The organism is Nonomuraea sp. NPDC054003, from assembly GCF_055585125.1.
Genome location: NZ_JBVJKR010000001.1, coordinates 629,336 through 653,127 on the forward strand (window position 1 = coordinate 629,336; position 23,792 = coordinate 653,127).

Sequence of the window (23,792 nt, forward strand, 5' to 3'; positions counted from 1 at the left end):
CCTTTCTCGGAGAAGTGTCGATCTGTCACGTGGGTCCCGCTAAAAAGTAACGTCGCCGGCCCGCAGGGTCGAGGAGAGCGGCCAGGCCGCGGGCCCCGGCACATCCGTGGTGCCGCCCGTGCCGAAGGCGGACGTGGTCGCGCCGGCGATCTCGCCGCCGTCCACGACCAGCTCCTGCCCGGTCAGGAACGCGGCGGCCGGCGAGGCCAGGTAGTGGAAGGCCGCGCCGATCTCCGACGGCTGCGCGTGCCTGCCGAGCGGGATGGAGCGGTTGACCTCCTCCAGCATCTCCGGGGTGTACTCCGCCTCCTGCATGGGCGTCAGCACCGCGCCCGGACTGACGCACGCCACCCGGATGTTCGGGCTGAGCTCCAGCGCGAAGGTGCGGCACAGGGCCAGGACGCCGGCCTTGGTGGCGTTGTAGTCGGCGTAGTACGGATAGGCGCGTGAGGCGTTGACGGACGCCGTCGCCAGCAGCACGCCACGCCCCTGCCTCGTCATGTAACCGGCCGCGCAACGCCAGAGGCCCAGCACGCCCAGCAGGTTGACGTCCACGACGCGGCGGGCGGTGGCCTCGTCGAGGTTGAGCACGCCGTGCCTGACGCTGATGCCCGCGTTGGCGATCACCACGTCCAGCCGGCCCTGGTCCGTCCAGACCGCCGCCACGGCCGCCTCTATCGCCGGCCAGTCGGTCACGTCCGCCTCGACCCAGGTGACACCCGGGCTCGGCGCGGCGATCGGCGGCTGCACGTCGAGGTTGAAGACGGTGTCACCGGAGCGCGCGAAGTGCTCGGCGGCGGCGAACCCGATCCCGCTGGACGCGCCGGAGATGACCACGGTACGCATGGCAGCACCCCTTAGAAGATCACCCGAGGGCTGGTCGTCGCCCGGTTGCCGATGGACCTGCGCAGGTTCCTGCTGACCGTCAGCTTCTTCAGCCACCGGTCGGTGCCGTCGTAGCGGGGATGGAACGGCCTGCGCCCGTGGACGGCGAGGTAGTTGTCGACGATCAGCAGGCTGCCCGGCCCGACGGCCACGTCCTGCTGCCCGGCCTCCAGCCCGGCCACCAGCGCGTCGAGCGCGCTCTCGGCCTCCGGATCCCCGTCCGCGCAGGTCATGAACGGGCGGTCGAGCCGCAGGTACGGGTTGCCCGGCTCGCCGACGAGCACGGGGACGGCCTCGGGCCTGTCGCGCATCTCGCGCATCAGCGCCAGCGCGGGATGGCCAGGCTGGGTCGCCTCCAGCTGCCGCAGGTGCTCGTCGTCGGGCATGATGTGGAAGCGCGGGCGCGACAGCAGCCGGGCCTGCTCCGGCGACAGCTCCACGTCACGCACCGACGCCACGACCGTGGGCACGCGCTCGTGGTTGCGCAGCCCGAACAGCAGAAGATAGTCGCAGCGCAGCGGGTGGAACCCGTCCTCGGTGTGGAACTCCAGCGACGACTGGCTGCCGTGACCGCTCTGCTGCATCTCGTCGCCGCGGATCGGCACGATGTTCTGGATCATCCGCCCTCCCTGCAGGGTGGACCAGGCGAACGGCTCGCCCAGCACCATCCCGCACAGGGCGAGATAGACCTCCGCGTCGCCCGCGGCGGCCGACTGCGAGGGGACCGACCAGTGGCCGGGCGTCGGCCCGACGGCGTCGTCGTCGATCGGGAAGCCGTGCACCAGGCACAACGCGGCCGGCTCCGTGCGGCGGAAGTCCTCCAGGAAGCGGCGCAGCCCCACCGGCAGCTCCTCGCGGATGTGCCAGCAGCGGTCGAAGAAGCCCGGGTCGGCGGGATCCTCGCCGAGCGCCCTGACCCGCTCGCCGACGGCCGTGATCGAGTCCACCTCTTTGCCGTCGAGGACGTATTCGATCGTGTCGGCGCTCATGCCAGTGCGCTCCTCACGCCGGCGGGCCGGATGTCGGTCCAGTTGCTCTCGACGTACTCCAGGCTCTCGGCGCGGGAGGCCGGGCCGAAGGCGACGCTCCAGCCGCTGGGGACGGGGAAGGCCGACGGCCACAGCGAGTGCTGCTCCTCGGCGTTCACCAGGACCAGGAAGGAGCCGTTCTCGTCGTCGAACGGGTTGCTCATGTCAGCTCTCCGGGCTCAGGTCGAACAGGACGCCGCGGGGAGGGGCGGCGAAGTCCCGCTCACCGTTCAGCACCCAGCCGGACTCGCGGAACGCCTCACGCCACTCCGTACGGGTGGGCAGGTAGACGCCCATCGCGGCGTGCACGAGCTCGAAGCCCAGGGTGAAGATCGTCGTGTCCGCCCCCGGCGGTTCCTCGCTGCGGACCACGTCGCACAGCAGGAGCCGCCGCGCGTCGGGGAAGGCCGTGCGGAGCTTGCGCAGGCCCGCCACGCAGGTGGTCTTCGGCCAGAAGTCGTGGCCCAGGAAGACGCAGGTGATGAGGTCGACGCCGGCGAACTCGGGCAGCGGGTCGAGGTCGCGCACGTCGCCGGTGACGACGCCGATCCGGCCGGCGAGACCGGCCTGCGCCACCGAGGACGCCGCCAGTTCCACCGCCGAGGGCGCGATGTCGACGCCCACCCCGCGCACGCCGGGCCGGCGGGAGACCGCGTCGATCAGCCGCTGGCCGGAACCGCAGCCGAGATCGGCGATGGCCGAGTAGTCAAGCTCGCCGAGCAACTCGACGAAGTGCGGCTCGACCTCGGTCTCGCCGATCAGCTTGGAGCCGACCGCCACCGCCCGCATGTCCCTGGTGTAGAAGTCGCCGGTGCGGTTCGCGGTCCTGCTCACCTCGGGCAGGACGGAGAACAGCTCGCCGCAGCCGCGGACCATCCAGTAGAAGTATCCCCGCGCGCGGTAGGCGTCGTCGAAGCGCGGCCCGGTGACCGCCTTGTCGTCGGCGACCTCGACGATCTCCGCCCAGGAGAGCGTCACCAGCAGCTGGCGCACCAGCCGCGGGTCGAGCCCGTCCGCGTTCGCCGTCTCGATCGAGTAGCTGTCCTCCCGCCTGAGCGCGTCGAGGATGCCCAGCTCGCCGGCGGCCGACAGTGACACCGCGACGAGGTAGGACGAGAAGACGTCGGCGACCGGGCCGCGGGTGAAAGCCGTGTGCATCGGGTTCTCCATTTCGGTCGGCATCGTGCTCACGCCTGCTCCGCCCACAGCGCGTCCATGGTCTCGTGGGACGTGACCGTCTCCAGGTCGGGCTTGGACGCGTACCCCATGTTGACGATCGTCCGCACGCCAGCGGTGATCGGATAGACGCGGTGCAGCGTGGTGTTGGTGCGCATCACGTAGAGGTCGCCGGCCCCCACCTCGAACGACCAGATGGGGTTGTCGAGCAGCGCGCGGTGGATGGCGGGGTCGCTCTTGTCCCAGCTGGTGCCGGCGACGCACTGGACGAACCCGCCGTGCTCCGGTGGCGGGCACTGCACCAGCCACACCAGCGCGAAGCTGTAGTCGTCCCAGTGCCAGCCGTGGGTGTCACCGCTGTGCTCCAGACGGGTGATCACATACTGCTCGGGCTCGTACGGGCAGGCCAGCACGGGCTCGCCGACGATCTCGGCGAGCAGGCCGACGAGGGCCTCCGACCGGTACACGGCGGGGATGAGGGCGCTGTGCTCGGCGATCTCGGATCGCGTCACGTTGCGCATCCGGCGGGGCGTGCCGCCGGTTTCCTTGAACCTGAGGTCGCGCCGGACCCCGGATTCCTCGATGAGGGAGAGCACGTCGTCGGCCACGGCCTGCTTGACACTCGCGGGCGCCAGGAACGACACCATCGCGAATCCGCGCTCGGCGAACTCGCGCCGGGCGGCCGCCACCTCGCCGGACAATCCGGCGTGGCGTACGTGCTGGTTCAGCTCCTGCACAATTCGGGCATTCACTGCGGGGATCCTTCGCTTCTCCTGAGGGGATCTCGCTGCCTCGGACCGTAGAACCGTGGCGGAGGCCGGAGAAGCGTCCGCCGCCGTTGTGGCGAGAAATCGCCATTCGCTCGCCGCCCCGGCCGGGGCCGTACGGAGGCTTCCTACGCTGAGGGCCATGCTCACTGGGGTCCCGCTGTTCCTCCTGCAGCTCGTCGTGATCCTGGCCTCGGCCGTCCTCCTGGGCCGGCTGGCCTCCCGGCTCGGCCAGCCGGCGATCGTGGGCGAACTGGCGGCCGGGGTCCTGCTCGGGCCCGCCGTTCTGGGACAGTTGGCGCCGGGCTGGGCCCAGTGGCTGCCGCGGCCCGGCTCGGGCGCGCTCATCGACGCCGTCGCCCAGCTCGGGCTCCTGCTGCTCGTCGGACTCACCGCCGCCGAGCTCGACCTGGGCAGGCTGCGCGAGCAGGCGGGCACGCTGGCCCGGGTCAGCGCCTGGGCGCTGGTCCTGCCGCTCGTGCTGGGCGCGGCGGCGGGCTTCGTGGTGCCGGCGGCCCTCCTGGGGCCGGCCGCCGACCGGGTCACGTTCGCCGCCTACCTCGGCGTGGCGCTGTCGGTCACCGCCATCCCGGTCATCTCCCGTACGCTCAGCGACCTGCGCCTGCTCGGCCACCGCGTCGGCCAGATCACCCTGGCCTCCGGCGCCTGCCAGGACTCGGTCGCCTGGATACTGCTCGCGGTCGTCGGCGCCATGGCCACCAGCGGCGCGGGGCCGGAAACGATCGGGATGCCGCTGCTGTGGCTGGCGGTCATGCTCCTGGCGGCCCTGGTGCTGCGGCCGGTCGCCCGGCGCGTGCTGAGCGTGGCCGACCCGGCGCCCGTCATGACCATGTCGGCCGTCGTGATCATCGCCGGCGCGCTCGCCGCGCACCTCGCCGGACTGGAGCCGGTCGTCGGCGCCTTCGTCGCCGGGCTGGTCGCCGGAGCCGCCAAGGGCGAGGGCGCACGGCACCTGGCCGGGCTGCGCACCGCCGTCATCGCCGTCCTCGCCCCGGTCTTCCTGGCCTTCGCCGGGCTGCACCTGGACCTCGCGGCACTGGCCGAGCCGGTGGTCGCCCTGACCGCGGCGGGACTGCTGGCCCTGGCCGTGGCGGGCAAGCTGGCCGGCGGCTACATCGGCGCCCGCACCAGCGGGATGCCCCGCTGGGAGTCGTTCGCCATCGGCGCGGGGCTGAACTCGCGGGGCCTCATCGAGATCATCGTCGCCACCGTCGGACTCCGGCTGGGCATCCTGACACCGGCCGCGTACTCGATCGTCGTCCTGATCGCGGTGGCCACCTCCTTGCTGGCGCCACCGCTGCTGCGGGCGGCCTTCGAGCGAGCACCAGAACAGAACGGAGAGCGGCATGGCCGTGGCGCGAGTGAACGGGACCACCCTGACCTACACCGACCAGGGCACCGGTGACCCCGTGATCCTGGTGATGGGCACCGGCAGCCCCGGGCACGTCTGGCACCTGCACCAGGCGCCCGCGCTGCTGGCCGCCGGCTACCGCGTCATCACCTTCGACAACCGCGGCCTGACGCCGGACTCCGGGACGCCGCCCGAGATCGATGACCTGGTCGGCGACCTCGCCGGGCTGGCCGAGACCCTGTGCGGAGGGCGCTGCCGCCTCGTCGGCGTGTCGATGGGCGCGCACGTCGTCCAGGAGCTCCTGCTGCAGCGGCCGGAACTGGTGAAGCAGGCCGTGCTGATGGCCACGCGCGGACGGCCCGACCACTTCCGCGCCAGGCTCGCCGCGGCCGAGGCCGAGCTGAACTTCGGTCCGGTGGAGCTGCCCGCCGCCTACGGCGCGGCGCTGCGCGCGGTGCTCAGCCTGTCGCCGCACACGCTCAACGACGAGAGCCGGGCCCGGCACTGGCTGGACCTCTTCGAACTCTTCCCGACGGCCAAGGCGGTCATGCGCGCCCAGAGCAAACTGGAGATCATGGACGACCGGCTGGGGGACTACCGCGCCATCCGCGGCCGCTGCCTGGTCGTCGGCTTCGAGGACGACCTCATCACGCCGCCGCACCTCGGTCAGGAGGTCGCCACCGCCATCCCCGGCGCGAGGTACGCGCAGGTCGCCAAGTGCGGGCACTACGGGTATCTGGAGCAGCCGGACGAGGTCAACTCCCTGATGGTGGACTTCTTCGCGACCGCCTAGGGACGCGCGGCGCCCGCGCGTCCCCTGATCTCACCGCACCCGCACCCGGGTCTTCGTGCACACCTCGCACCGCTGCGTGACGACGCGGCCGATCGTCTCGATCGTCACCCACCGGTGACGAAAATGGATCCGGCTCACGGCGATGGTCTACCCGCCACCTCTGTCCGATACGCCGTGTCAACGAGCTGTCACTCCACGGGTTCGAGTCTCAGCGAGATCGAGTTGATGCAGAAGCGGTCGTCGGTCGGCGTCGGGTAGCCCTCGCCGTGGAAGACGTGCCCCAGATGGGAGTCGCAGCGCGCGCACCGCACCTCGGTGCGGACCATGCCGTGGCTGCGGTCCTCGATCAGCGTCACCGCGTCGGAGTCGGACGGCTGGAAGAAGCTCGGCCAGCCGCAGTGGGACTCGAACTTGGTGTCGGACCTGAACAGCTCGGCGCCGCACGCCCGGCAGGCGTAGACGCCCTCGGTCTTGGTGTCGACGTACTCGCCGGTGAACGGGCGCTCGGTGCCCGCCTCCCGCAGCACATGAAACTCCTCCGGAGAGAGCTGGACCCGCCATTCGGTCTCGCTCTTGACCACCTTGTCCATACGTTCAGCGTACGAGATGCGGCAAAAAGAGATCTCCATAGGGGGAGCATCCTTTCTGGGGCGAATTCGCGTCTTTGTCAGCAAGGGGGTGTCATCGCCTCCTGCAAAGGGGCGAGACCACTCGCCGGATCGCCAGAGCGGCACAGCCCACGCCCGTGCTGGCGCCGCCGGCGATCGCCACGGCCGGCCGGGTGGCGCGCCAGCGCCCGGAACGGCGGCGCGAGTGGTCTCGTTGACGGGCCCGTTCCGTCGAGCTCCCGGTCCCGCCACCGGTGCGGCTCCGGGACGGGCCCCCTTCTCTCGCCCGGTGGTTTGTCGGAGGCGCGGGGTAGGTTCGTTCCCATGGCATCGCCGTACATCGAGCTTGAGGTGGGAGACCGCACCGTCAAGGTGACGAATCCCGGCAAGATCTACTTTCCGGAGATCGGCGCGACGAAGCGCGAGCTGGTCGAGTACTACGTCAGTGTGGGCGAGGGCGCGCTCCGGGCGCTGAGAGACCGGCCCACCAACCTCAAGCGCCACCCCGACGGGGTGCAGAGCGAGGCCATCTACCAGAAGCGGATGCCCGCCAAGCGCCCCGACTGGGTGGAGACCGCGACCGTCACCTTCCCCAGCGGCCGGACGGCCGAGTCGCTGAAGGTCACCGAGGTCGCCGCCATCGCCTACTGCGCCAACCTGGGCACCATCGACTTCCACCCCTGGCAGGTCCGCGCCCCCGACGTCGAACACCCCGACGAGCTGCGCGTCGACCTCGATCCGCAGCCCGGCGTGGGCTTCGACGCGGTGCGCAAGGCCGCGTTCCTGACCAGGGACGTGCTGGAGGAGCTCGGCATGCCCGGGTTCGTCAAGACCTCGGGCAACCGCGGCGTCCACATCGCGGTGCGCATCGAGCCGAGGTGGGACTTCGTGCAGGTGCGCCACGCCGGCATCGCGCTGGCCAGGGCCGTCGAGGAGCGCGACCCCGGCCTGGTCACCACCGCCTGGTGGAAGGAGGAGCGGGGCGACCGGGTGTTCATCGACTTCAACCAGAACGCCCGCGACCGCACGGTGGTCAGCGCCTACTCGGTCCGGGCCCGCCCGCACGCGCCGGTCTCGACCCCGCTCACCTGGCCCGAGCTGGAAGACGCCGACCCGCGCGACTTCGACATCCGCACGGTCCCCGCGAGGTTCGCCGAGCTGGGGGACGTGCACGCCGCCATCGACGACCAGGCCTACTCGATCGAGACCCTCCTCGACCTGTACGCGAAGGACGAGCGCGGCGACATGCCCTATCCGCCCAACTATCCGAAAATGCCCGGCGAGCCGAAGCGCGTGCAGCCCAGCAAGGCCCGCGACGACTGACCACTCCCGTGCTCCCGGCGGGGGAGTGGTCACGGGTCGCGCGGGAGCCCCAGCGCGCGCTCGGCGATGATGTTGAGCTGCACTTCGGTCGTCCCGCCGCCGATCGTGAAGGCGCGGGTGGTGAGGATCATGCGGCTCCAGTAGGGGTCGGCGGGCGCCAGCGCCCAGCAGAACTCGGCCACCGCCTGGGCGTGCCGCATGCCGAGCAGCTTACGGACGCTGGACGCGGTGGCGACCCCGCTGTCCTTGCCGCCTCTTGCGCCGGTGGCGACGCTGCTCTCTTTACCGCCTCTGCTGCTGGTGGCGACCCCGCTGTCCTTGCCGCCGCTGGTGCCGGTGGCGAGCTGGGCGAGGGTCACGCGCAGGCCGAGGGCGGAGATGGCCTGGCCCTCGGCCCACAGCCGGCCCGCCTGCTCGCGCTGCGCCGTCCGCAGCGGCAGCCGGGCGGCGAACGCGGCCATGTCCGTGTGCCTCGACCCCGGCCCCCACGAGTCGCCGAGCGCGACCCGTTCGTGCGAGAGGGTGTCGCGGGCCACCCGCCAGCCGCCGTCCACCTCGCCGACGACCTGCTCGTCCGGCACGAACACGTCGTCGAGGAAGACCTCGTTGAACAACTCGTCGCCGTTGATCTCCTTGAGCGGCCTGACGGTGACGCCGGGCGCGGCCATGTCCACGAGGAAGTACGTGATGCCCTCGTGCTTGGGCTTGCCGGGGGAGGTCCTGGCCAGGCAGATGCCCCAGTGGGCGTACTGGGCCAGGGACGTCCAGATCTTCTGCCCGGTCAGCGTCCAGCCGCCCTCCACGCGGACCGCCCTGGTCGACAGCCCCGCCAGGTCCGAGCCGGCGCCCGGCTCGCTGAACAGCTGGCACCACACGATCTCGCCGGCGAACGTCCCGGGCAGGAAGCGTTCCCGCTGCTCCCGGGTCCCGTGCCGGACGATGGACGGCACGGCCCACGCGCCGATGCCCAGGTTCGGGCGTCTCAGGTCGCGGAACTCCTCGTGGATGATCACCTGTTCGAGCGGTGACGCCCCGCGGCCCCACGGCTCCGGCAGGTGCGGCATGATCCACCCCTCCTCGGCGAACCGCCGCCGGCGCTCGGACGGATCGGCGGCCCGAAGCGACGCGGCGTGCGCCCGCACCGAGTCCCTGACCGGGGCGGCGTCCTCGGGCAGATCAGGCTCCATCGTCCGCCGCACCCCCGCGAGAGCCAGCGCCGCCACCTCATCGGCCCACACCCCCGGATCCCCGGCCACCATCCGATCCGACAACGCCCGGCGGTAGTAGCGGTGCGCGTCGTGCTCGAACGTGTAGCCGATGCCGCCGAGCACCTGGATCGCATCCGCCGCACACCGCACCCCGGCCTCCGCCCCGAGCACCCCGGCCACCGCCACAGCCAGCCGCACCTCCGGCGCCAAGGTGGTCGCCTCCTCGACGAGCTGCGCCTGCGGCGGTAGGGCGGTCCCGGTGTCGGCTATCGCGTGCCTCGTCCCGGGGACGGCACCCGCGTGCGAACTGCCGGACCGGGCCTCCGCATTGTGCTGCCCGGGTTGTGTGGGTTGTGCGGGCTGTTCGGGCTGCCCGTGGCTCCCGTGCCGTCCGGCGTCGTCCAGGGCTCTGGCGGCGTCCCATACGGCGGCGCGGGCCTGCTCCAGGGTTACCAGGGCGGCTGCCAGCCGGTGCTTGACGCCCTGGAACTGCCCGATGGGCCGACCGAACTGCTCGCGTACTTCGGCGTACTCCGAGGCCGTGGCCACGGCCCAGGCCGCGACCCCGCAGGCGTCCGCGCCGAGCAGCACCGCGGCCAGCTCCCGTACCGGCACCGCGCCGAGCACGCGTTCCCGCGGCACGTCCGTGACGGTCACGGTGCACAGGTCACGGTCCAGGTCGACACCTGCGGCGGGCTCCGCCACGACGTCCCCGCGATCGAGCAACGCCCAGCCGTCCGCACCTACCGGCACCAGAAACAGATCGGCCCCCGCCGCCCCGAGCGCGAGCGCGGCAGTCGGGCGCGCCGCGCCGGGTGACAGAGCGGCGGTGACGCCGCTCGCCCCGGGTGCCGGGGTGGTGGGACCGTCTGTGATGGGCAGGACTGGGGCGGCGGAGCCGTCTGTGACGGGAAGGACGTTCGGGGTGGCGGGACCGTCTGTGACGGGCAGGACGACGGTGGCGGTGAGGGAGCCGTTGGCGAGGCCGTCGGTCAGGTCCTTGGCGGCGGGGGAGCGGGCCGCCGCCGCGGCGGCGAGCACCGTCGGCAGGTACGGTCCGGGGACGCGCAGCTCGCCGAGCGCCTCCAGTGCCACGCACAGCTCCAGCAGCCCGTACCCCTGCCCACCCCGCTCCTCCGGCAGGTGCAGCCCGAGCACCCCCTGCCGGGCCAGCGCACCATGGTCCGCACCCCGCTCCGCCAGCCCGCGCACGGACCCCGCGAGCGCCCGATGGTCAGTGGTCAGCCCGATTCCCATGGACCGAACCTAGAACGTTGTTCGGTCCTTCTCCACCCCCAACGTGAAGCCAGGGCGGGGAAAATCGGTGGCGCTTCCGGATCGGGCCTGGTTACGCTCCCGATGTCCATGTACGAGTCATACGGGCGGTCACGCCCTGGAAAGCGGGGGGTTTATGCCCGGGACCGCGCCACGCGCGCCTCGTCGTACCGTCATACGGACCCGTACATGACACGTCATCCCTGACCGTCCCGAGGCCCGCACGGCGCTTCCTTGCTGCCCTTTCCCATCATGTCCGGCAAGGAGTACCCCAGGGTGTCCACCCACAAGACCCGTCAGGTCCTGACCGATACGTTCACCTGCGTACGGTGCGGGCTGACCGTGACCGGAGCCGCCCCCGGAGGCGGCCGCCGCAACCACTGCCCGAGCTGCCTGCACTCGCTGCACGTGCTCGACCGTGCCGAGGGCGGGCCGTCCGAGTGCGGATCACGCATGGCGCCGATCTCCATCGCGGTGCTGCGCGGCGGCGACTGGATGCTCATCCATCGCTGCACCCGCTGCGGAGAGCTGACGTCCAACCCGATCAGCGGCGACGACAACCAGCTCATCCTCATGCGCATGGCCGTCCGCCCGCTCGCCGAGCCGCCGTTCCCGCTGGAAACGTTCGGCGACCTGTGACGGGAGCGGACCGCATGCCACGCAGGAAACCGGCGGAGCGCCGGCCGCAGCGGCGCAAGGACGTCACGCACGGCGAGCCGGGCGACGCGTTCCGGTGCGTCGGCTGCCGCCTCGACGTGCCCGTCACCGCGCCGGGCACCGCGCACCGCAACCACTGCCCGAACTGCCTGACCAGCAGACATGTCGACCACCGCGTACCCGGTGACCGCCGGGCGGCGTGCCGGGGCCGCATGGCGCCGGTCAGCGTCACGGTGCGGGACGACGGCGAGTGGCTGATCATCCACCACTGCCAGACGTGCGGCGGGCTCAGCGCCAACCGCATCGCGGGCGACGACAACGCGCTCGTCCTGGTCCGCATCGCGATGCGACCGCTGTCGGACGACCGGCTGCGGGTCGGCGCGCTGCTCTCGCTGTGACCCGAGGGCCCCGGGCGACCCCCGGGGCCCTCGACAGCCCGGCCCGCTCCCGGCAGAGCTATGGCGTGGCGGCGCTCCCGGACCATGGAAAGATCGGCTTCATGACGATCGTGTCGGGCGACTTCGAGCTGACCATGGACGAACTGCGCGTCGTGGCGCGCTACGTGGCCGAGAGCGCCCAGGACGTCCTCCCGGTGTTCGAGGAGGCCGTGCCGGGCGATCTCCGCCCGCGCGCGGCCATCGACGCCGCATGGGAGTTCGTCAACGGCGCGAGAAGGACCAAGCTGCAGCGTGTCACCTCGCTGGACGCCCATCGGGCCGCCAGGGAGGCGGGCGCCGAAGCCGCGCGTCTCGCCGCGCGCTCCGCCGGTGACGCCGCGTCCGCCGCTTACCTGCACCCGATAGCGAAGGCCACCCAGGTGGGCCACATCCCGCGCGCCGCCGCGAGTGCCGCACGCGTCGCCGAGCTGAACGCGGGCGGCGATCCCGCGGTCGGAGACATGATGATCGACCAGGCGCGGCAGCGCGCCACACCCACCCTGATCGCCGTTCTGTGCCGGTATCCCCTCGCGCCGACCGCCAAGAACCGTGTCGCGCAGCTCATGAGCACCTTGGACGCTTCCCTGCGCGCGTCCCGCTGAGAAGGCGCCACAGCACACGGGTCCTCAGTCGCCGAACTCCAGTCGCAGGGCGTGGGTGAAGTCGGCGATCGCCTCCTCGTGGCGGTCCTCCTCCTGGAAGATCTCGCCGCGCACCCGGTAGGCCCACACGTACTCGGCGTCCAGCTCGATCGCCCGGTCGAGGTCCTTCAGCGCGGCCTCGTTGTCGCCCAGCTCGCTCAGCACCGCGCCGCGGCTGCCGAGCGCGCGGTCGTGGTCGGGAGCCAGCTCGACGGCCCGGTTCAGGTCAGCCAGCGCGTCCTCGTACTGGTCGATCATGCGCAGCGCCTCCCCGCGCCGGCTCAGGGCGCGCACGAGGTTGGGGTCGATCTCCAGGGCGCTGGTGTAGTCGGCGATGGCTTCGGAGTAGAGGCCCAGCCGCTGGTAGAGGTCGCCCCTGGACACCCAGGAGTGCGCCAGGCTGCCGTCCAGCTCGATGATCTTGGCATGCTCGGCCAGCGCCTCGTCCAGCCGGTCCAGGTCCGCGAGCGCGTCCGCCCTGGCCTCCAGGATCCACAGCGAGTCCGGTGACAGGGTCAGCGCGTGCTCGAAGTCCGCCATGGCCTCCTCGTGGCGGTCGAGCGCCGCGTACGCCTGGCCGCGCGAGCCCAGCGCGTACGCGCTGTCGGGCTCCATCCGCAGCGCCTCGTCGAAGTCGGAGATCGCGGCCTCGTACCGCTCGATGAGCCGGTGGCTCTCGCCGCGCAGCCGCCAGGCGCGCGCGTTGTCCGGCACGAGGGCGATCGACTCGGTCAGGTCCGCGATCGCCGCGTCGTGCCGCCCCAGCGCGATGTACGACTCGGCGCGGCTGCGCAGCACCGACGCCCGCGACCGGGCCGCGCCCTCGTTGATCTCCTCGCTCATGGGGGGAAATCTATCGGCCCTTTGTCGATCATGACGCCCTTTCGCCGCCACCGCCGCCCGCCGTCCGGGGCGGTCATAGGATCGGGGCATGGAACTGGCCCCCGGCGTGCACGTCGCCGTCACCGACCGCCATGGCGGCGTCAGCGCGCCGCCGTACGCGACGCGCAACCTCGGCGGCCTGACCGGCGACGACCCCGCCGCCGTGCGCGCCAACCGCGCCGGCGTCGCGGCCGAGCTGGGTGTGCGGGCGATCGTGTTCATGAGGCAGGTCCACGGCGCCGGGGTCGCGTACGTGAGCGAGCCGTTCGGCGACGACCCGCCGCCGGTCGACGCGGTGTTCACCACGGAGCCGCGGCTGGCGCTGGCGTCCCTGGGCGCCGACTGCCCGGCGGTGCTGGTGGCCGATCCGGTGGCGCGCATGGCCGGTGCCGCGCATTCCGGGCGTCCCGGCACGGAAGCGGGGATCTCCACTGCGCTGGTCGAGGCCATGGCGGCCAAGGGCGCCGAGCCGGGGCGGATGGTGGCGTTCGTCGGGCCCGGGGCGTGCGGGCGCTGCTACGAGGTGCCCGCCGAGCTCCGCGACCAGGTGGCCGCGAAGGTGCCGCCCGCCCGTTCCACCACCTCCTGGGACACCCCCGCGCTCGACCTGCGCGCCGGCATCGAGGCGCAGCTCCGCGACGCGGGCGTGCCCGACGTGCGCCACGACGCCCGCTGCACCATCGAGTCCGGCGAGCTCTACTCCCACCGCCGCCGGGACGCCGGCCGCTTCGCGGGACTCATCTGGCTCGCCTAGCCCCGCGAAGATCTGGTCCAGTCCATGGACGCCGGGATCGCTGGTCACACAGCGGTTCAGCCTTGGCGAATCCGTTGACGCGTGGACGGAAGCCCGCACGCCGGGCCGGCATGCGTTCAGTCCAGGATGCGGAGTCTCCATGGATAGTTCGCGGGGCCCACCTCATCGCACGCCCACGCCTTCGCGCCCTGGGCGCCGACGTAGGCCACCCCGGTGTCGCGGCACTCCTGCCAGGTCATGTAATAGCCCTCGCACCACCACACGAACGGCGCGGAGACCCCTGAGAGCTGCGCCGGCGCCTCGCAGTCCTGCGACGCCGCGCCGGCGTTCCCGGGGAGTGCCAGGCACAGTCCGACCGCGGTCACGAGGCCCGCGAACAGGGTCGTGACGGTCCTCTTGCGAATCATCGTCTTGCTCCCTTCGGTTTGCTCTCCGCCCTGTATGGAGCGGAGTCACTCGGTGCGATCTTCATCCTCATGCGCCTGGATGGACCGGGCCAGGGCGTCATGAGGACGTTCGCCGGACATGACGAAGGAAGCGGAAACGGGCGAGGGCGACCTCAGGGCGAGCCGTCCGGGGTCAGGCGCCGGGGCGGTTGAAGACGAAGTTGACCGCGACGATGCCCAGCCAGATCACCAGGAGCGCGGGGTTGAGCGCGCCGAGCGCGGCGAGCGCGATCGTGGCCCCCGTGCCGAGCGCCAGCGAGACGATGGCGAGCGCGAGCCGCTGGCCGTCGGTCGGGCCGGGCCGTCGCCTGGCGGGAGCGGCCCGGAGACGTTCGTCGACCCGCCGGTCGACCTCCTGCCCCACCTTGTCGAGGAACGACGCCGCGATGGCTTCCTCGAAGTCGGGGCCGAGATCACGGCGGGCGGCGAGGGCCGCCTTCAGTTCTTCACTGCTGCTCATACAGCGATATATAGACGATGGTCAGGGTCAGCGGGCAAGGATGTCGTCAAGGTTGTAGGAGACCGGCCGTTCGAGCTGCTCGTACGTGCACGACTCCGGCGTGCGGTCGGGCCGCCAGCGCCGCCACTGCGCGGTGTGGCGGAACCGGTCGCCCTCCATCTGATCGTAGGCGACCTCGATCACCAGCTCCGGCCGGAGCGGGATGAACGACAGGTCCTTCTTGGCGTTCCAGCGCGAGATCGCCCCCGGCACCCGCTGGCCCCCGGTGGCGGGCGTGGCGGCCGGCCGGCCCAGGTTGGCCTGCGCCTGCTCGGCCCAGTGGCCCCACGGATGCTCGCCCAGCTCGGCGAGGTACGGCATGAGCTCCTCCACCAGCTCGGCCCGGCGCGCCATCGGGAACGAGGCCGCCACCCCCACGTGGTGGAGCCTGCCGTCGTCGCCGTAGAGGCCGAGCAGGATGGAGCCCACGATCGGCCCCGTCTTGTGCTCGCGGTAGCCGGCGATCACCACGTCGGCGGTGCGCTCGTGCTTGACCTTGAACATCACCCGCTTGTCGGGCGTGTAGGGCTGGTCGCCCGGCTTGACGATGATGCCGTCGAGCCCGGCGCCCTCGAACATCTCGAACCACTCGCCGGCCTGCTCGTCGCTCTTGGTCACCGGGGTGAGCCGCACCGACCGGCCCTTCTGGGGGAACAGCTCCTCCAGGCGGGCCCGCCGGTCGGCGAACGGCGCGTCCATCAGCGCCTCGTCGCCGACGGCCAGCAGGTCGAAGGCGACGAACGAGGCCGGGGTCTGCTCCGACAGCATCTTGACCCGCGAGGCCGCGGGGTGGATGCGCTGCTGCAGCGCCTCGAAGTCGAGCTCCGAGCCGCTCGGCAGCACGATCTCACCGTCGACGACGCACCGCTCGGGCAGCTCCGCCTTGACGGCCTCGACCAGCTCGGGGAAGTAGCGGGTGAACGGCCGCTCGTTGCGGCTGCCGAGATAGACCTCGTCGCGGTCGCGGAACACGATGCACCGGAACCCGTCCCACTTCGGCTCGTAGAACAGGGTGCCGTCCTGCTTCGGCATCGCCTTGACCGGCTTGGCCAGCATCGGCCCCACCGGCGGCCTGACCGGCAGGTCGAGATCGGGGATCGGCTCCGGCTCCTTGGGCTTCCGCGCCGGCCTGGGCGTCGTCGGCTCGCTCATGGTCACATCTCCCTCGTGTAGCGGCAGAAGAGGACGCCCTCCTCCTCCAGCACCTGGCCCAGCCGGAGCCGCTCCCGCGACGGCTCACCGTCGAGGATCCGCGCCGCGTCCCCGCCCAGCAGCAGCGGGCTCACCGACAGGCACAGCTCGTCGACCAGCCCGGCGGCCGCGAGCTGGGCGTTGAGCCGCGGCCCGCCCTCGCACAGCACCCGGGTCAGCCCGCGCGCGTGCAGCGCGGCCACCGCGCCGGCCAGGTCGACCCGCTCGCCGCCGGCCACGATCACCCCGCCGGCCTCGGCCGCCGCCTCGCGCCGGTCGGCGGGCGCGCTCTCGCAGGTGATCACCAGGGTCGGGCTCACCGCCTCGCGGAACAGCGGCGCGCCGAAGTCGAGGTCGAGGCCGCGGCTGACGACGGCGAGCGGCGCGGCCGCCGGCCGCCCCGCGCGCAGCTCGCGCCAGGACTCGCGCGGCCTGACCGGCCCGTAGCCCTCGGCCCGCACGGTCGCGGCGCCTACCAGGACCACGTCGGCCAGCCCGCGCAGCACCCCGAACACCCGCTTGTCGGCCTTGCCGGACAGCCCTCCGGACAACCCCTTGTCCCAGGCCGCGCCGTCGGCGCTGGCCACCATGTTGAGGCGCAGCCAGGGCCTGCCCTCCGGGTAGGCGTAGGCCTGCACGATGTCCGGATCGTCTTTTATGTCGGGAAGGATGCGGCGCACCCCTCTACCTTGGCACACGCCTCCGACAAGTCACTCTCGCGGCCTGCGCAGCACCTGCATCGAACGCGACGTCACCGCCACCACGTCGCCCGCCCGCCACCGCTCGTCGCCGAACAGCCCCTCCGAGCTGTCGTTGGCGGTGTCGAGCTCCAGCAGCCAGCCCGCCCCGAACGTCTCGCCGGGCAGCGTGAAGGCCATGTCCTCGTGATGGGCGTTGATCAGCAGCAGGAACGAGTCGTCGGAGATCCGCTCGCCGCGGGGCCCGGGCTCGGTGATCGCGTCACCGTTCAGATAGACCATCAGCGACTTGGCGTAGCCGACGTGCCAGTCGGCCGCCGTCATCTCGGCGCCCCCGGGCGTCAGCCACACCAGGTCGCGCTCGCCGTTCTCGGGGTGACGGCCGTGGAAGAACCGCCGCCGCTGGAACACCGGGTGTCTGCTGCGCAGCTTCGCCAGCTTGCGCACGAACTCCAGCAGCTGCGCCTCCGTGCGCAGCGCCGACCAGTCGACCCAGGCGATCTCGTTGTCCTGGCAGTAGGCGTTGTTGTTGCCCCGCTGCGTGCGGCCGAGCTCGTCGCCGTGGGACAGCATCGGCACGCCCTGCGACAGGAACAGCGTGGCCAGGAAATTGCGCCGCTGCCGGTGGCGCAGCCGCACGATCGCCGGATCCTCCACCGGCCCCTCGGCGCCGCAGTTCCACGACCGGTTGTCGTCGGTGCCGTCGCGGTTGTCCTCGCCGTTGGCCTCGTTGTGCTTGCGGTTGTACGAGACGAGATCGGTGAGCGTGAACCCGTCGTGGCACGTCACGAAGTTGATCGAGGCCACCGGCCGCCGCCCCGACGTCTCGTAGAGGTCGGCCGAGCCCGTCAGCCGCGAGGCGAAGTCCGGCAGCGCCGAGTGCGTGCCCCGCCAGAAGTCGCGGACCGTGTCGCGGTACTTGCCGTTCCACTCCGTCCACAGCGGCGGGAAGTTGCCCACCTGGTAGCCGCCGGGCCCGACGTCCCACGGCTCGGCGATCAGCTTGACCTGCGAGATCACCGGATCCTGCTGGATCAGGTCGAAGAACGCGCTCAGCCGGTCGACGTCGTGCAGCTCGCGCGCCAGCGCCGACGCCAGGTCGAACCGGAACCCGTCGACGTGCATCTCCAGCACCCAGTAGCGCAGCGAGTCCATGATCAGCTGCAGCGCGTGCGGGGACCGCACGTTCAGCGAGTTGCCGCAGCCCGTGTAGTCCAGGTAGTAGCGGCGGTCGGCGTCGTGCAGCCGGTAGTAGGCGGCGTTGTCGATGCCCCTGAACCCGAGCGTCGGCCCCATGTGGTCGCCCTCGGCGGTGTGGTTGTAGACCACGTCGAGGATCACCTCGATGCCCGCCTCGTGCAGCGCCCGCACCATGGCCTTGAACTCCTGCACCTGCTCGCCGCGCGTGCCGGAGCTGGAGTAGTCGCCGTGCGGGGCGAGGTAGGCCATCGTGTTGTAGCCCCAGTAGTTCGTCAGCCCGCGCGCCACCAGGAAGTGCTCCGGCATGAAGTGGTGGACCGGCATGAGCTCGACCGCCGTCACCCCCAGCGACAGCAGGTGGTCGACGACCGCCGGATGCCCCACCCCCGCGTACGTGCCGCGCAGCTCCTCCGGCACGTCCGGATGGCGCATGGTGAGCCCGCGCACGTGCGTCTCGTAGATCACGGTCTGGTGGTACGGGACGCGCGGCGGACGGTCGTTGCCCCACTCGAAGAACGGATTGATCACCACGTTCTTCGGCATGAAGGGAGCGCTGTCGACCCGGTTGACCTTCGCCGGGTCGGTGAAGTGGTAGGAGAAGACCGCCTCGTTCCACTGCAGCTCACCGTCGACCGCCTTCGCGTACGGGTCGAGCAGCAGCTTGGCGGGGTTGCACCGGTGGCCGTGCGCGGGCTGGTAGGGGCCGTGCACGCGGTAACCGTAACGCTGGCCCGGCATGATGCCGGGCAGGTAACCATGCCAGACGAACCCATCCACCTCGGACAGATCGACGCGCTCCTCGGAGCCGTCATCGTGGAACAGGCACAGCTCGACCCGCTCGGCCACCTCGGAGAACACCGCGAAACCGGTGCCCACGCCATCCCAGGTAGCGCCGAGTGGATAGGGTTCGCCCGGCCAGACGTCGCGCATGTGACCTTATTGTCGCATGCGATCGGGTCTTGCTACAGCAGTTCGGCGTTCAGCGTGATCGTGGTGCCGGTCAGGGCCTTGCTGACCGGGCAGTTGACCTTGGCGGTCTCGGCCGCCTGCTGGAACTGCTCGGCGGTGACGCCCGGCACGTGGGCCTTGACCGTGAGCACGATGCCGGTGATGCCCTCACCCGGCTGGAAGGTGACGTCGGCGCTGGTCTGCACCGACTCCGGCGGCGTGCCCGCGCCGGCCAGCCCGTGCGAGAGCGCCATGGAGAAGCAGGCGGAGTGGGCCGCGGCGATGAGCTCCTCGGGCGAGGTCTTGCCGTTGGCGGCCTCGGCCCTGGACGGCCAGGACACCTCGAAGCTCCCGACCCCTGAGGTGTCGAGCGAAACAGTGCCGGAACCGTCGAGCAGCGCGCCCTTCCACTGCGTCGTGGCGGTGCGGGTCGTGGCCATGCGAGTGCTCCCTCTTGTTGATGGACGACCTTCCGACCCTATCGCGGGGCGGGAAAGCGGCCGTGGCCGACATCCGTCTGCCGTTTCGCGGCGAATGATGAAATGCTGGGTCGCGGCGCACCCGCCGTCTAGTCCGGATCATCGGGAGTGTGGTGCCAGTGGAGGCACCGTACGACGACCGCCTGCTGCACCAGCGGGTGGTCGGCGGCGACGAGGCCGCACTCGGAGAGATCTACGATCGGCTCGCCTCGCTGATCTTCGGCCTGTCCCTGCGCGTGACGAGGGACCGGGTGATCGCCGAGGACATCACCCAGGAGGTCTTCCTGGTCTTCTGGGAGCGTCCGCTGGCGTACGACCCGGAGCGCGGCACCCTGCGCGCGTGGCTCGCCACGATCGCGCACCGCCGCGCCGTCGACCACGTGCGCGCGGAGGAGCGCAGGCGCGTGTCCGTGATCGGTCCCAGGCTCTTCCAGCGGGAGCCCGAGAGGCTGGAGGACACGGTGCTCGCCGGCGACGAGGCCGATCGGGTGCGGCAGGCCGTCATGGCCCTGCCGGACGCGTTACGCCAGGCCGTCGAGCTGGCCTACTTCGGGGGCAGGACCTACCGGCAGGTGGGGGAGGAGCTGGGCGTGCCCGAGGGCACGGCCAAGTCGCGCATCCGGCTGGCGCTGCGCCGCCTGGCGGAGGCGCTGGCGGAGGAAGAGGTGTGATGGAGCCGCTCGAGCGTCTGTATCTGGACGCGCTGCTCGAAGAGCCGGCGGAGCCGAAGGGCTCGCTGCGTCCGCAACTGCTGGCCGGAGCCCGGGCGCGGCGCCGCCCGGCGGCTCCCACGGCGCCGTGGGCGGAGCCCTACGCGGGCCGGGTCGCCGCCATGGACGCCCTGCTGGCCGCCGCCGTGGACGACGACTGGTCGCGCGTCATCGTCGAGGGCTGGACGCTGCAGGAGCTCGTCGCCCACCTGGCCGCCAAGGACGGCCTGGTCGCGGCCGGCGTCGGCGCCCCCGTCCTGGGGCCCGAACTCGCCGCCGCCGACGCGCTCGGCCGCACCGCCGACGTGCAGGCGTACGAGCGGGCGCGCAGCCCCGAGCAGACCCGCCGCGACTGGCGGGCGCAGGCCGACGCCCTCTGCCGCCACCTGGCCACGGTCCCGCCCGGCACCACAGCCTCGGTCGACGGCCTGACGGTCCCGGTCCGCGACCACGTGCTCGCCAGGATGCTCGAAACCTGGATCCACACCGACGACGCGGCCAGGGTGGCCGGAGTCAGGCTGCCGGAGCCCGTCCCCGAGCACGTCCACCCGACGGCCGACCTGTGCGCCCGGCTGCTGCCGTGGACGATGCTGCTGTCCGGGCTCGACGGGTCAGGGCGCAGCGTGCTGGTGACGCTCACCGGAGCGGGCGGCGGCGAGTGGCACGTGGCGCTGGGCGTCGAGGACGCCCCCGCGTCCGGTCCCCCGGACGCGCGGATCACCGCGGGCGTGGTCGAGTTCTGCTTCCTGCTGGGCGGCCGGGGCGACCCCGAGCGCTTCCCCGCGCGGCTGGACGGCGACGTGGGCCTGGCCCGCGACGTGCTGCGCACGGCCCCGGCCCTGTCAGGACCCTGACGGCCCCGGGGATCGCTCAGGCGTTCCGGACGTCGCCGACCAGCTCGTGCAGCTCGGGGTCGTCGGACTCGGCCAGGACCCGCTCGGCGCCGCGGGCCGCGCGCGGGTCGCCCCGTCTGGCCAGGCCGCGCGCCGCCTCCGCCACCGTGCGCAGCACCTCGTCGTCCAGCCGGGCCGCCAGCGCGTCGCGGATCCCGGGCGTGTCCGCGTCCAGCCCGGCCAGGCCCGCCGTGGCCCAGTCGCGCACCTCGCCGTCGTCGTCGCCGGTCATCTCGACCAGCAGCGCCACCCCTTCGGCGTGGTCCGGCGTCAGCACGTCGGCCAGCGCGATGGCGTCGGTCATGGTGCGCTGGTGACCGGGGCGGGTGATGAGGCCGAGCACGAGCGGCAGCGCCCGCGGGTCACCCTGGTGGCCGAGCGCCGCCAGCACCGAACGCAGCACCTGCGGGCCGGACTCGGTGACCGTCATCCGCCGCAGCAGCGGCAGCGTCCGCTCCAGGTAGGGCTTGTCGTCGCCGGTCACGCCGAACTGGGCGATCGCGTCCACGCCGAACTCGCGCTCCCTGGCGTCCTCGCTCACGCACAGCCGCGCCAGCGCCTCGTACGTCTCCTCGTCGCCCCGCGCGGCCAGCGCGTCGGCCGCCGCCCACCACGTCTCGGCGTCCTCGTCCAGGTCGCGGTGCGCGAGCGCGCGCGCCAGCAGCCGCTCGACCGGCGCCCACTCGCCCGCCGCCGCCTCCAGCAGGGTCGCGATGGCGGCATGGCCGCGCTGCGCCGCCACCTGCTCGGTCTCCGACCCGTCGGGAGAGGTGGCGGTGACCGTGACCAGCCCGGTGCCGTCGCCCGCCCACTGGCGGTGCACCGCGTACGTCCAGCCCTCCTGCTCGACCTGGTCGAGCAGCGCGCTCTCCAGGTGCACGCCCACCCAGTCGGCGGCGATCTCCAGCGGCGTGTCGCCGTCGCCGTCGTACTTGGCGGCGTCCGCGCCGGCGTCGAGCAGCTCACGGACCACGCCGAGCGCGCCGCGGCGGGCGGCGAGCGTGAGCGGCGTGTCACCCGTCTCGTTGGCGGCGTCGACGTCGGCGCCCGCCTCGATCAGCACCCGCGCGGTGCCCGCCGCGCCGTTGGTGGCGGCCCACATCAGGGCGGTCCAGCCGCCGCTCTCCCTGGTGTCCACGCCGGCGCCGGCGGCCAGCAGCATCCCGGCGACCTCCACCCGGTCGCGGGCGGCGGCCGCGCACAGCGGCAGGCCGCCCTCGTCGCCCTCGTACGGCCGGTCGGGGCCGGCGCCCTCGGCGAGCAGCTCGCCGACGGTCTTCTCGTCGCCGTCCAGCGCGGCCCGGTAGAGCTGTTCCTCATGCATGACAACGGACCCTAGCCTGGCCCGGCCGCGCCCCGGGACCATGCTGGGGTCCGTGTCACTATCTGGTACGGGGTGCGTGTCGATAGTGGTTCACCCCATTTCCTCCTTGGGGAGGACCGCGACACCGTCAAAACGCGATATGTTGCGAGTATGACTGACCCCGGGGAGGTACGCGCCTCCGACGCCGAGCGCGAGGCCGTGGTCGAGCTGCTTCGCGAGGCCTCCGTCGAAGGCAGGCTCACCCTTGCCGAGCTCACCGACCGCACCGAGGCCGCCTACACCGCCACCACCCAGACCGAGCTCGCCCTGCTCACGCAGGACCTGCCCGCCACCGCGGCCTTCACGCCGCCCGCGGAGCGGCGCGAGGGCAAGAAACGGCGCTGGTTCGTCGGAGTCCTGGGCGACACCAAACGGCGCGGCACCTGGCGCATCGACCAGGAGCTGGGGGCGGTGGCCGTGATGGGCGACGTCGTGCTCGACCTGCGCGAGGCCGAGGTGCGCACCGGCGTGGTGGAGATCATGGCCGTCTCCGTCATGGGCGACGTGAAGATCATCGTCCCCGACGGGGTGAACGTCGACCTCGACGGCATGGCCATCATGGGCGACAAACGGGTCGACGTGCAGGAGGCGCCGCGGGGCATGAACGTGCCGATGGTGCGGGTCCACGCCTACGCGATCATGGGCGACGTGAAGGTGCTCGGCGACTCCCGGGCCAAGCCCATCAAGCGCGGCTGGTCGGCCTGGCGCGAGCACTGGCGCCAGCTCCACGGCGACGACCACGGCGACCGCTCCCTCGGCCGCGGCTACTGACCCCACCCCGGCACCGGCGCCCCGGGCGCGTTCCGTAGGGCATGTGGTGGCGCGCCTGAGTGATCGGCGTCCGTGGGCACGGCTTCGCACATCGGGGTCTCGTACGGTCAGGCGGTCCTGACCGCGCCCGGGCGCGTTCCCATGGCCCTGCGGTGTCGCGCCCGGGCGCGTTCCGTACGGTATGCGGCGGCGCGCCTGAGTGATCGGCGTCCGTGGGCACGGCTTCGCACATCGGCGTCTCGTACGGTCAGGTGGTCCTGACCGCGCCCGGGCGCGTTTCCGCGGCCCTGCGGTGTCGCGCCTGGGCGCGTTCCGTAGGGCATGTGGTGGCGCGCCTGAGTGATCGGCGTCCGTGGGCACGGCTTCGCGCATCGGCGTCTCGTACGGTCAGGCCGTCCTGAGGTCGCCTGCCGGGGACCGCAGCGCGGACTCGTACCGTTCCAGCAGCACCTGGGCCAGCTCGGGTGCGGGCCCGAGCACGTCGGCGACCACGTCGGCGCCCGCCTCCAGGGTGGTGTGGCGCACCTTGTCGGCGAAGTAGCCCGGCGCCAGCAGATAGGGCGCGACCGCCACCCGAGGCGCACCCGCCTCCTTGAGCCTGGCGACGGCCTCAGCGGGCGTCGGCGCCGCCGCCGACGCGTAGGCGGCCTCCACGGCCCACCACCCGCACCCCGCCCCCGTGGCGGCCCATACAGAGCCGCCGTCGAACCGCCCGGCGTGGGACGGCACAACCTCCGCCCATGCCGCGCCCGAACCCGCGGCGTGGGACTGCGCGGCTTCCGAGCCCG

At 72.3% G+C, this 23,792-nt stretch carries 26 protein-coding genes; 10 read left to right on the forward strand and 16 right to left on the reverse strand.

From position 1 onward, the window contains the following. Window positions 1–39 precede the first annotated feature (39 nt). Genes ACZ6YG_RS02560 through ACZ6YG_RS02580 form a run of 5 tightly spaced genes read right to left on the reverse strand, consistent with a single transcriptional unit; the run spans window position 40 to window position 3,841 of the window. Entirely contained in the window at window positions 40–846 is an 807-nt protein-coding gene (locus tag ACZ6YG_RS02560) for an SDR family NAD(P)-dependent oxidoreductase (protein ID WP_219543197.1), read from the reverse strand. Between the two features lie 11 nt (window positions 847–857). Continuing rightward, the gene (gntD, locus tag ACZ6YG_RS02565) at window positions 858–1,874 is read right to left on the reverse strand and encodes a guanitoxin biosynthesis L-enduracididine beta-hydroxylase GntD (RefSeq protein WP_148030391.1); all 1,017 of its coding nucleotides are present in this window, start codon (window positions 1,872–1,874) and stop codon (window positions 858–860) included. Beyond that, window positions 1,871–2,077, reverse strand: a complete 207-nt coding sequence (locus ACZ6YG_RS02570; RefSeq protein WP_148030392.1) for an MbtH family protein — start codon at window positions 2,075–2,077, stop codon at window positions 1,871–1,873. Before ACZ6YG_RS02570 ends, gntD begins: the two co-directional genes overlap by 4 nt. A gap of 1 nt (window position 2,078) precedes the next feature. Then, entirely contained in the window at window positions 2,079–3,095 is a 1,017-nt protein-coding gene (locus ACZ6YG_RS02575; protein ID WP_466017169.1) for a methyltransferase domain-containing protein, read from the reverse strand. A 5-nt stretch (window positions 3,096–3,100) separates the two neighbouring features. Further along, window positions 3,101–3,841, reverse strand: a complete 741-nt coding sequence (locus ACZ6YG_RS02580; protein ID WP_364229924.1) for a HalD/BesD family halogenase — start codon at window positions 3,839–3,841, stop codon at window positions 3,101–3,103. Window positions 3,842–3,998: 157 nt separating this feature from the next. On the opposite strand from ACZ6YG_RS02580, the gene ACZ6YG_RS02585 reads away from it, so the two are divergent. Beyond that, complete coding sequence (locus tag ACZ6YG_RS02585; protein ID WP_364229922.1) at window positions 3,999–5,282, forward strand: cation:proton antiporter; 1,284 nt, start codon at window positions 3,999–4,001, stop codon at window positions 5,280–5,282. Continuing rightward, entirely contained in the window at window positions 5,224–6,021 is a 798-nt protein-coding gene (locus tag ACZ6YG_RS02590) for an alpha/beta fold hydrolase (RefSeq protein WP_466017021.1), read from the forward strand. The genes ACZ6YG_RS02585 and ACZ6YG_RS02590 overlap by 59 nt, the downstream gene beginning before the upstream one ends. A 188-nt stretch (window positions 6,022–6,209) precedes the next feature. Here the strand turns inward: ACZ6YG_RS02590 and msrB are convergent, their stop codons facing one another. Further along, a complete protein-coding gene (gene msrB, locus ACZ6YG_RS02595) occupies window positions 6,210–6,611 on the reverse strand; it encodes a peptide-methionine (R)-S-oxide reductase MsrB (protein ID WP_148030397.1) in 402 nt (133 codons plus the stop codon). A 342-nt stretch (window positions 6,612–6,953) separates the two neighbouring features. Between msrB and ligD the strand changes: the two genes are divergently transcribed. After that, entirely contained in the window at window positions 6,954–7,952 is a 999-nt protein-coding gene (ligD, locus tag ACZ6YG_RS02600; protein WP_364229918.1) for a non-homologous end-joining DNA ligase, read from the forward strand. Between the two features lie 29 nt (window positions 7,953–7,981). Here the strand turns inward: ligD and ACZ6YG_RS02605 are convergent, their stop codons facing one another. Next, window positions 7,982–10,417: an acyl-CoA dehydrogenase gene (locus tag ACZ6YG_RS02605; RefSeq protein ID WP_466017022.1), complete on the reverse strand. Its 2,436-nt coding sequence runs from the start codon at window positions 10,415–10,417 to the stop codon at window positions 7,982–7,984. Between the two features lie 270 nt (window positions 10,418–10,687). Between ACZ6YG_RS02605 and ACZ6YG_RS02610 the strand changes: the two genes are divergently transcribed. The 3 genes from ACZ6YG_RS02610 to ACZ6YG_RS02620 all read left to right on the forward strand — a co-directional run bounded on the left by ACZ6YG_RS02610 (window position 10,688) and on the right by ACZ6YG_RS02620 (window position 12,131). Further along, a complete protein-coding gene (locus tag ACZ6YG_RS02610; protein ID WP_148030400.1) occupies window positions 10,688–11,074 on the forward strand; it encodes an RNHCP domain-containing protein in 387 nt (128 codons plus the stop codon). A gap of 14 nt (window positions 11,075–11,088) precedes the next feature. Beyond that, a complete protein-coding gene (locus tag ACZ6YG_RS02615; protein WP_466017023.1) occupies window positions 11,089–11,490 on the forward strand; it encodes an RNHCP domain-containing protein in 402 nt (133 codons plus the stop codon). Window positions 11,491–11,591: 101 nt separating this feature from the next. Continuing rightward, window positions 11,592–12,131, forward strand: coding sequence for a putative immunity protein (locus ACZ6YG_RS02620; RefSeq protein WP_466017024.1), 540 nt, complete (start codon window positions 11,592–11,594; stop codon window positions 12,129–12,131). Between the two features lie 24 nt (window positions 12,132–12,155). Here the strand turns inward: ACZ6YG_RS02620 and ACZ6YG_RS02625 are convergent, their stop codons facing one another. Next, window positions 12,156–13,013 (reverse strand): tetratricopeptide repeat protein, encoded by an 858-nt coding sequence (locus tag ACZ6YG_RS02625; RefSeq protein ID WP_466017025.1) that lies wholly within the window; start codon window positions 13,011–13,013, stop codon window positions 12,156–12,158. A gap of 88 nt (window positions 13,014–13,101) precedes the next feature. On the opposite strand from ACZ6YG_RS02625, the gene pgeF reads away from it, so the two are divergent. Next, entirely contained in the window at window positions 13,102–13,806 is a 705-nt protein-coding gene (pgeF, locus tag ACZ6YG_RS02630) for a peptidoglycan editing factor PgeF (RefSeq protein ID WP_466017026.1), read from the forward strand. Window positions 13,807–13,922: 116 nt separating this feature from the next. Here pgeF and ACZ6YG_RS02635 read toward each other — a convergent pair whose 3' ends face one another. The 6 genes from ACZ6YG_RS02635 to ACZ6YG_RS02660 form a co-directional block, all read right to left on the reverse strand. After that, window positions 13,923–14,213, reverse strand: a complete 291-nt coding sequence (locus tag ACZ6YG_RS02635; RefSeq protein WP_148030404.1) for a hypothetical protein — start codon at window positions 14,211–14,213, stop codon at window positions 13,923–13,925. A gap of 172 nt (window positions 14,214–14,385) precedes the next feature. Continuing rightward, window positions 14,386–14,712: a hypothetical protein gene (locus ACZ6YG_RS02640; protein WP_148030405.1), complete on the reverse strand. Its 327-nt coding sequence runs from the start codon at window positions 14,710–14,712 to the stop codon at window positions 14,386–14,388. Window positions 14,713–14,739: 27 nt separating this feature from the next. Beyond that, window positions 14,740–15,903 (reverse strand): ATP-dependent DNA ligase, encoded by a 1,164-nt coding sequence (locus ACZ6YG_RS02645; RefSeq protein ID WP_466017027.1) that lies wholly within the window; start codon window positions 15,901–15,903, stop codon window positions 14,740–14,742. Between the two features lie 2 nt (window positions 15,904–15,905). Next, window positions 15,906–16,622 carry a pyrimidine reductase family protein gene (locus ACZ6YG_RS02650; RefSeq protein ID WP_466017028.1) on the reverse strand — a complete coding sequence of 239 codons (717 nt, stop codon included), beginning with the start codon at window positions 16,620–16,622 and terminating at the stop codon, window positions 15,906–15,908. Between the two features lie 30 nt (window positions 16,623–16,652). Continuing rightward, window positions 16,653–18,770 carry a glycogen debranching protein GlgX gene (gene glgX / locus ACZ6YG_RS02655; protein WP_466017029.1) on the reverse strand — a complete coding sequence of 706 codons (2,118 nt, stop codon included), beginning with the start codon at window positions 18,768–18,770 and terminating at the stop codon, window positions 16,653–16,655. 32 nt (window positions 18,771–18,802) lie between these two features. Further along, window positions 18,803–19,228: an OsmC family peroxiredoxin gene (locus ACZ6YG_RS02660; RefSeq protein WP_148030409.1), complete on the reverse strand. Its 426-nt coding sequence runs from the start codon at window positions 19,226–19,228 to the stop codon at window positions 18,803–18,805. 149 nt (window positions 19,229–19,377) lie between these two features. Between ACZ6YG_RS02660 and ACZ6YG_RS02665 the strand changes: the two genes are divergently transcribed. Beyond that, entirely contained in the window at window positions 19,378–19,938 is a 561-nt protein-coding gene (locus ACZ6YG_RS02665) for a sigma-70 family RNA polymerase sigma factor (RefSeq protein WP_219543210.1), read from the forward strand. Then, a complete protein-coding gene (locus ACZ6YG_RS02670; RefSeq protein WP_378525135.1) occupies window positions 19,935–20,831 on the forward strand; it encodes a maleylpyruvate isomerase family mycothiol-dependent enzyme in 897 nt (298 codons plus the stop codon). Before ACZ6YG_RS02665 ends, ACZ6YG_RS02670 begins: the two co-directional genes overlap by 4 nt. A 16-nt stretch (window positions 20,832–20,847) precedes the next feature. On the opposite strand, the gene ACZ6YG_RS02675 is transcribed toward ACZ6YG_RS02670, so the two are convergent. Further along, entirely contained in the window at window positions 20,848–22,194 is a 1,347-nt protein-coding gene (locus ACZ6YG_RS02675) for an ankyrin repeat domain-containing protein (protein WP_466017030.1), read from the reverse strand. A 150-nt stretch (window positions 22,195–22,344) separates the two neighbouring features. Between ACZ6YG_RS02675 and ACZ6YG_RS02680 the strand changes: the two genes are divergently transcribed. Next, entirely contained in the window at window positions 22,345–23,004 is a 660-nt protein-coding gene (locus ACZ6YG_RS02680; RefSeq protein ID WP_466017031.1) for a DUF1707 SHOCT-like domain-containing protein, read from the forward strand. Window positions 23,005–23,391: 387 nt separating this feature from the next. Here ACZ6YG_RS02680 and ACZ6YG_RS02685 read toward each other — a convergent pair whose 3' ends face one another. Further along, window positions 23,392–23,733, reverse strand: a complete 342-nt coding sequence (locus tag ACZ6YG_RS02685) for a CbiX/SirB N-terminal domain-containing protein (protein ID WP_466017170.1) — start codon at window positions 23,731–23,733, stop codon at window positions 23,392–23,394. Window positions 23,734–23,792: the final 59 nt, after the last annotated feature.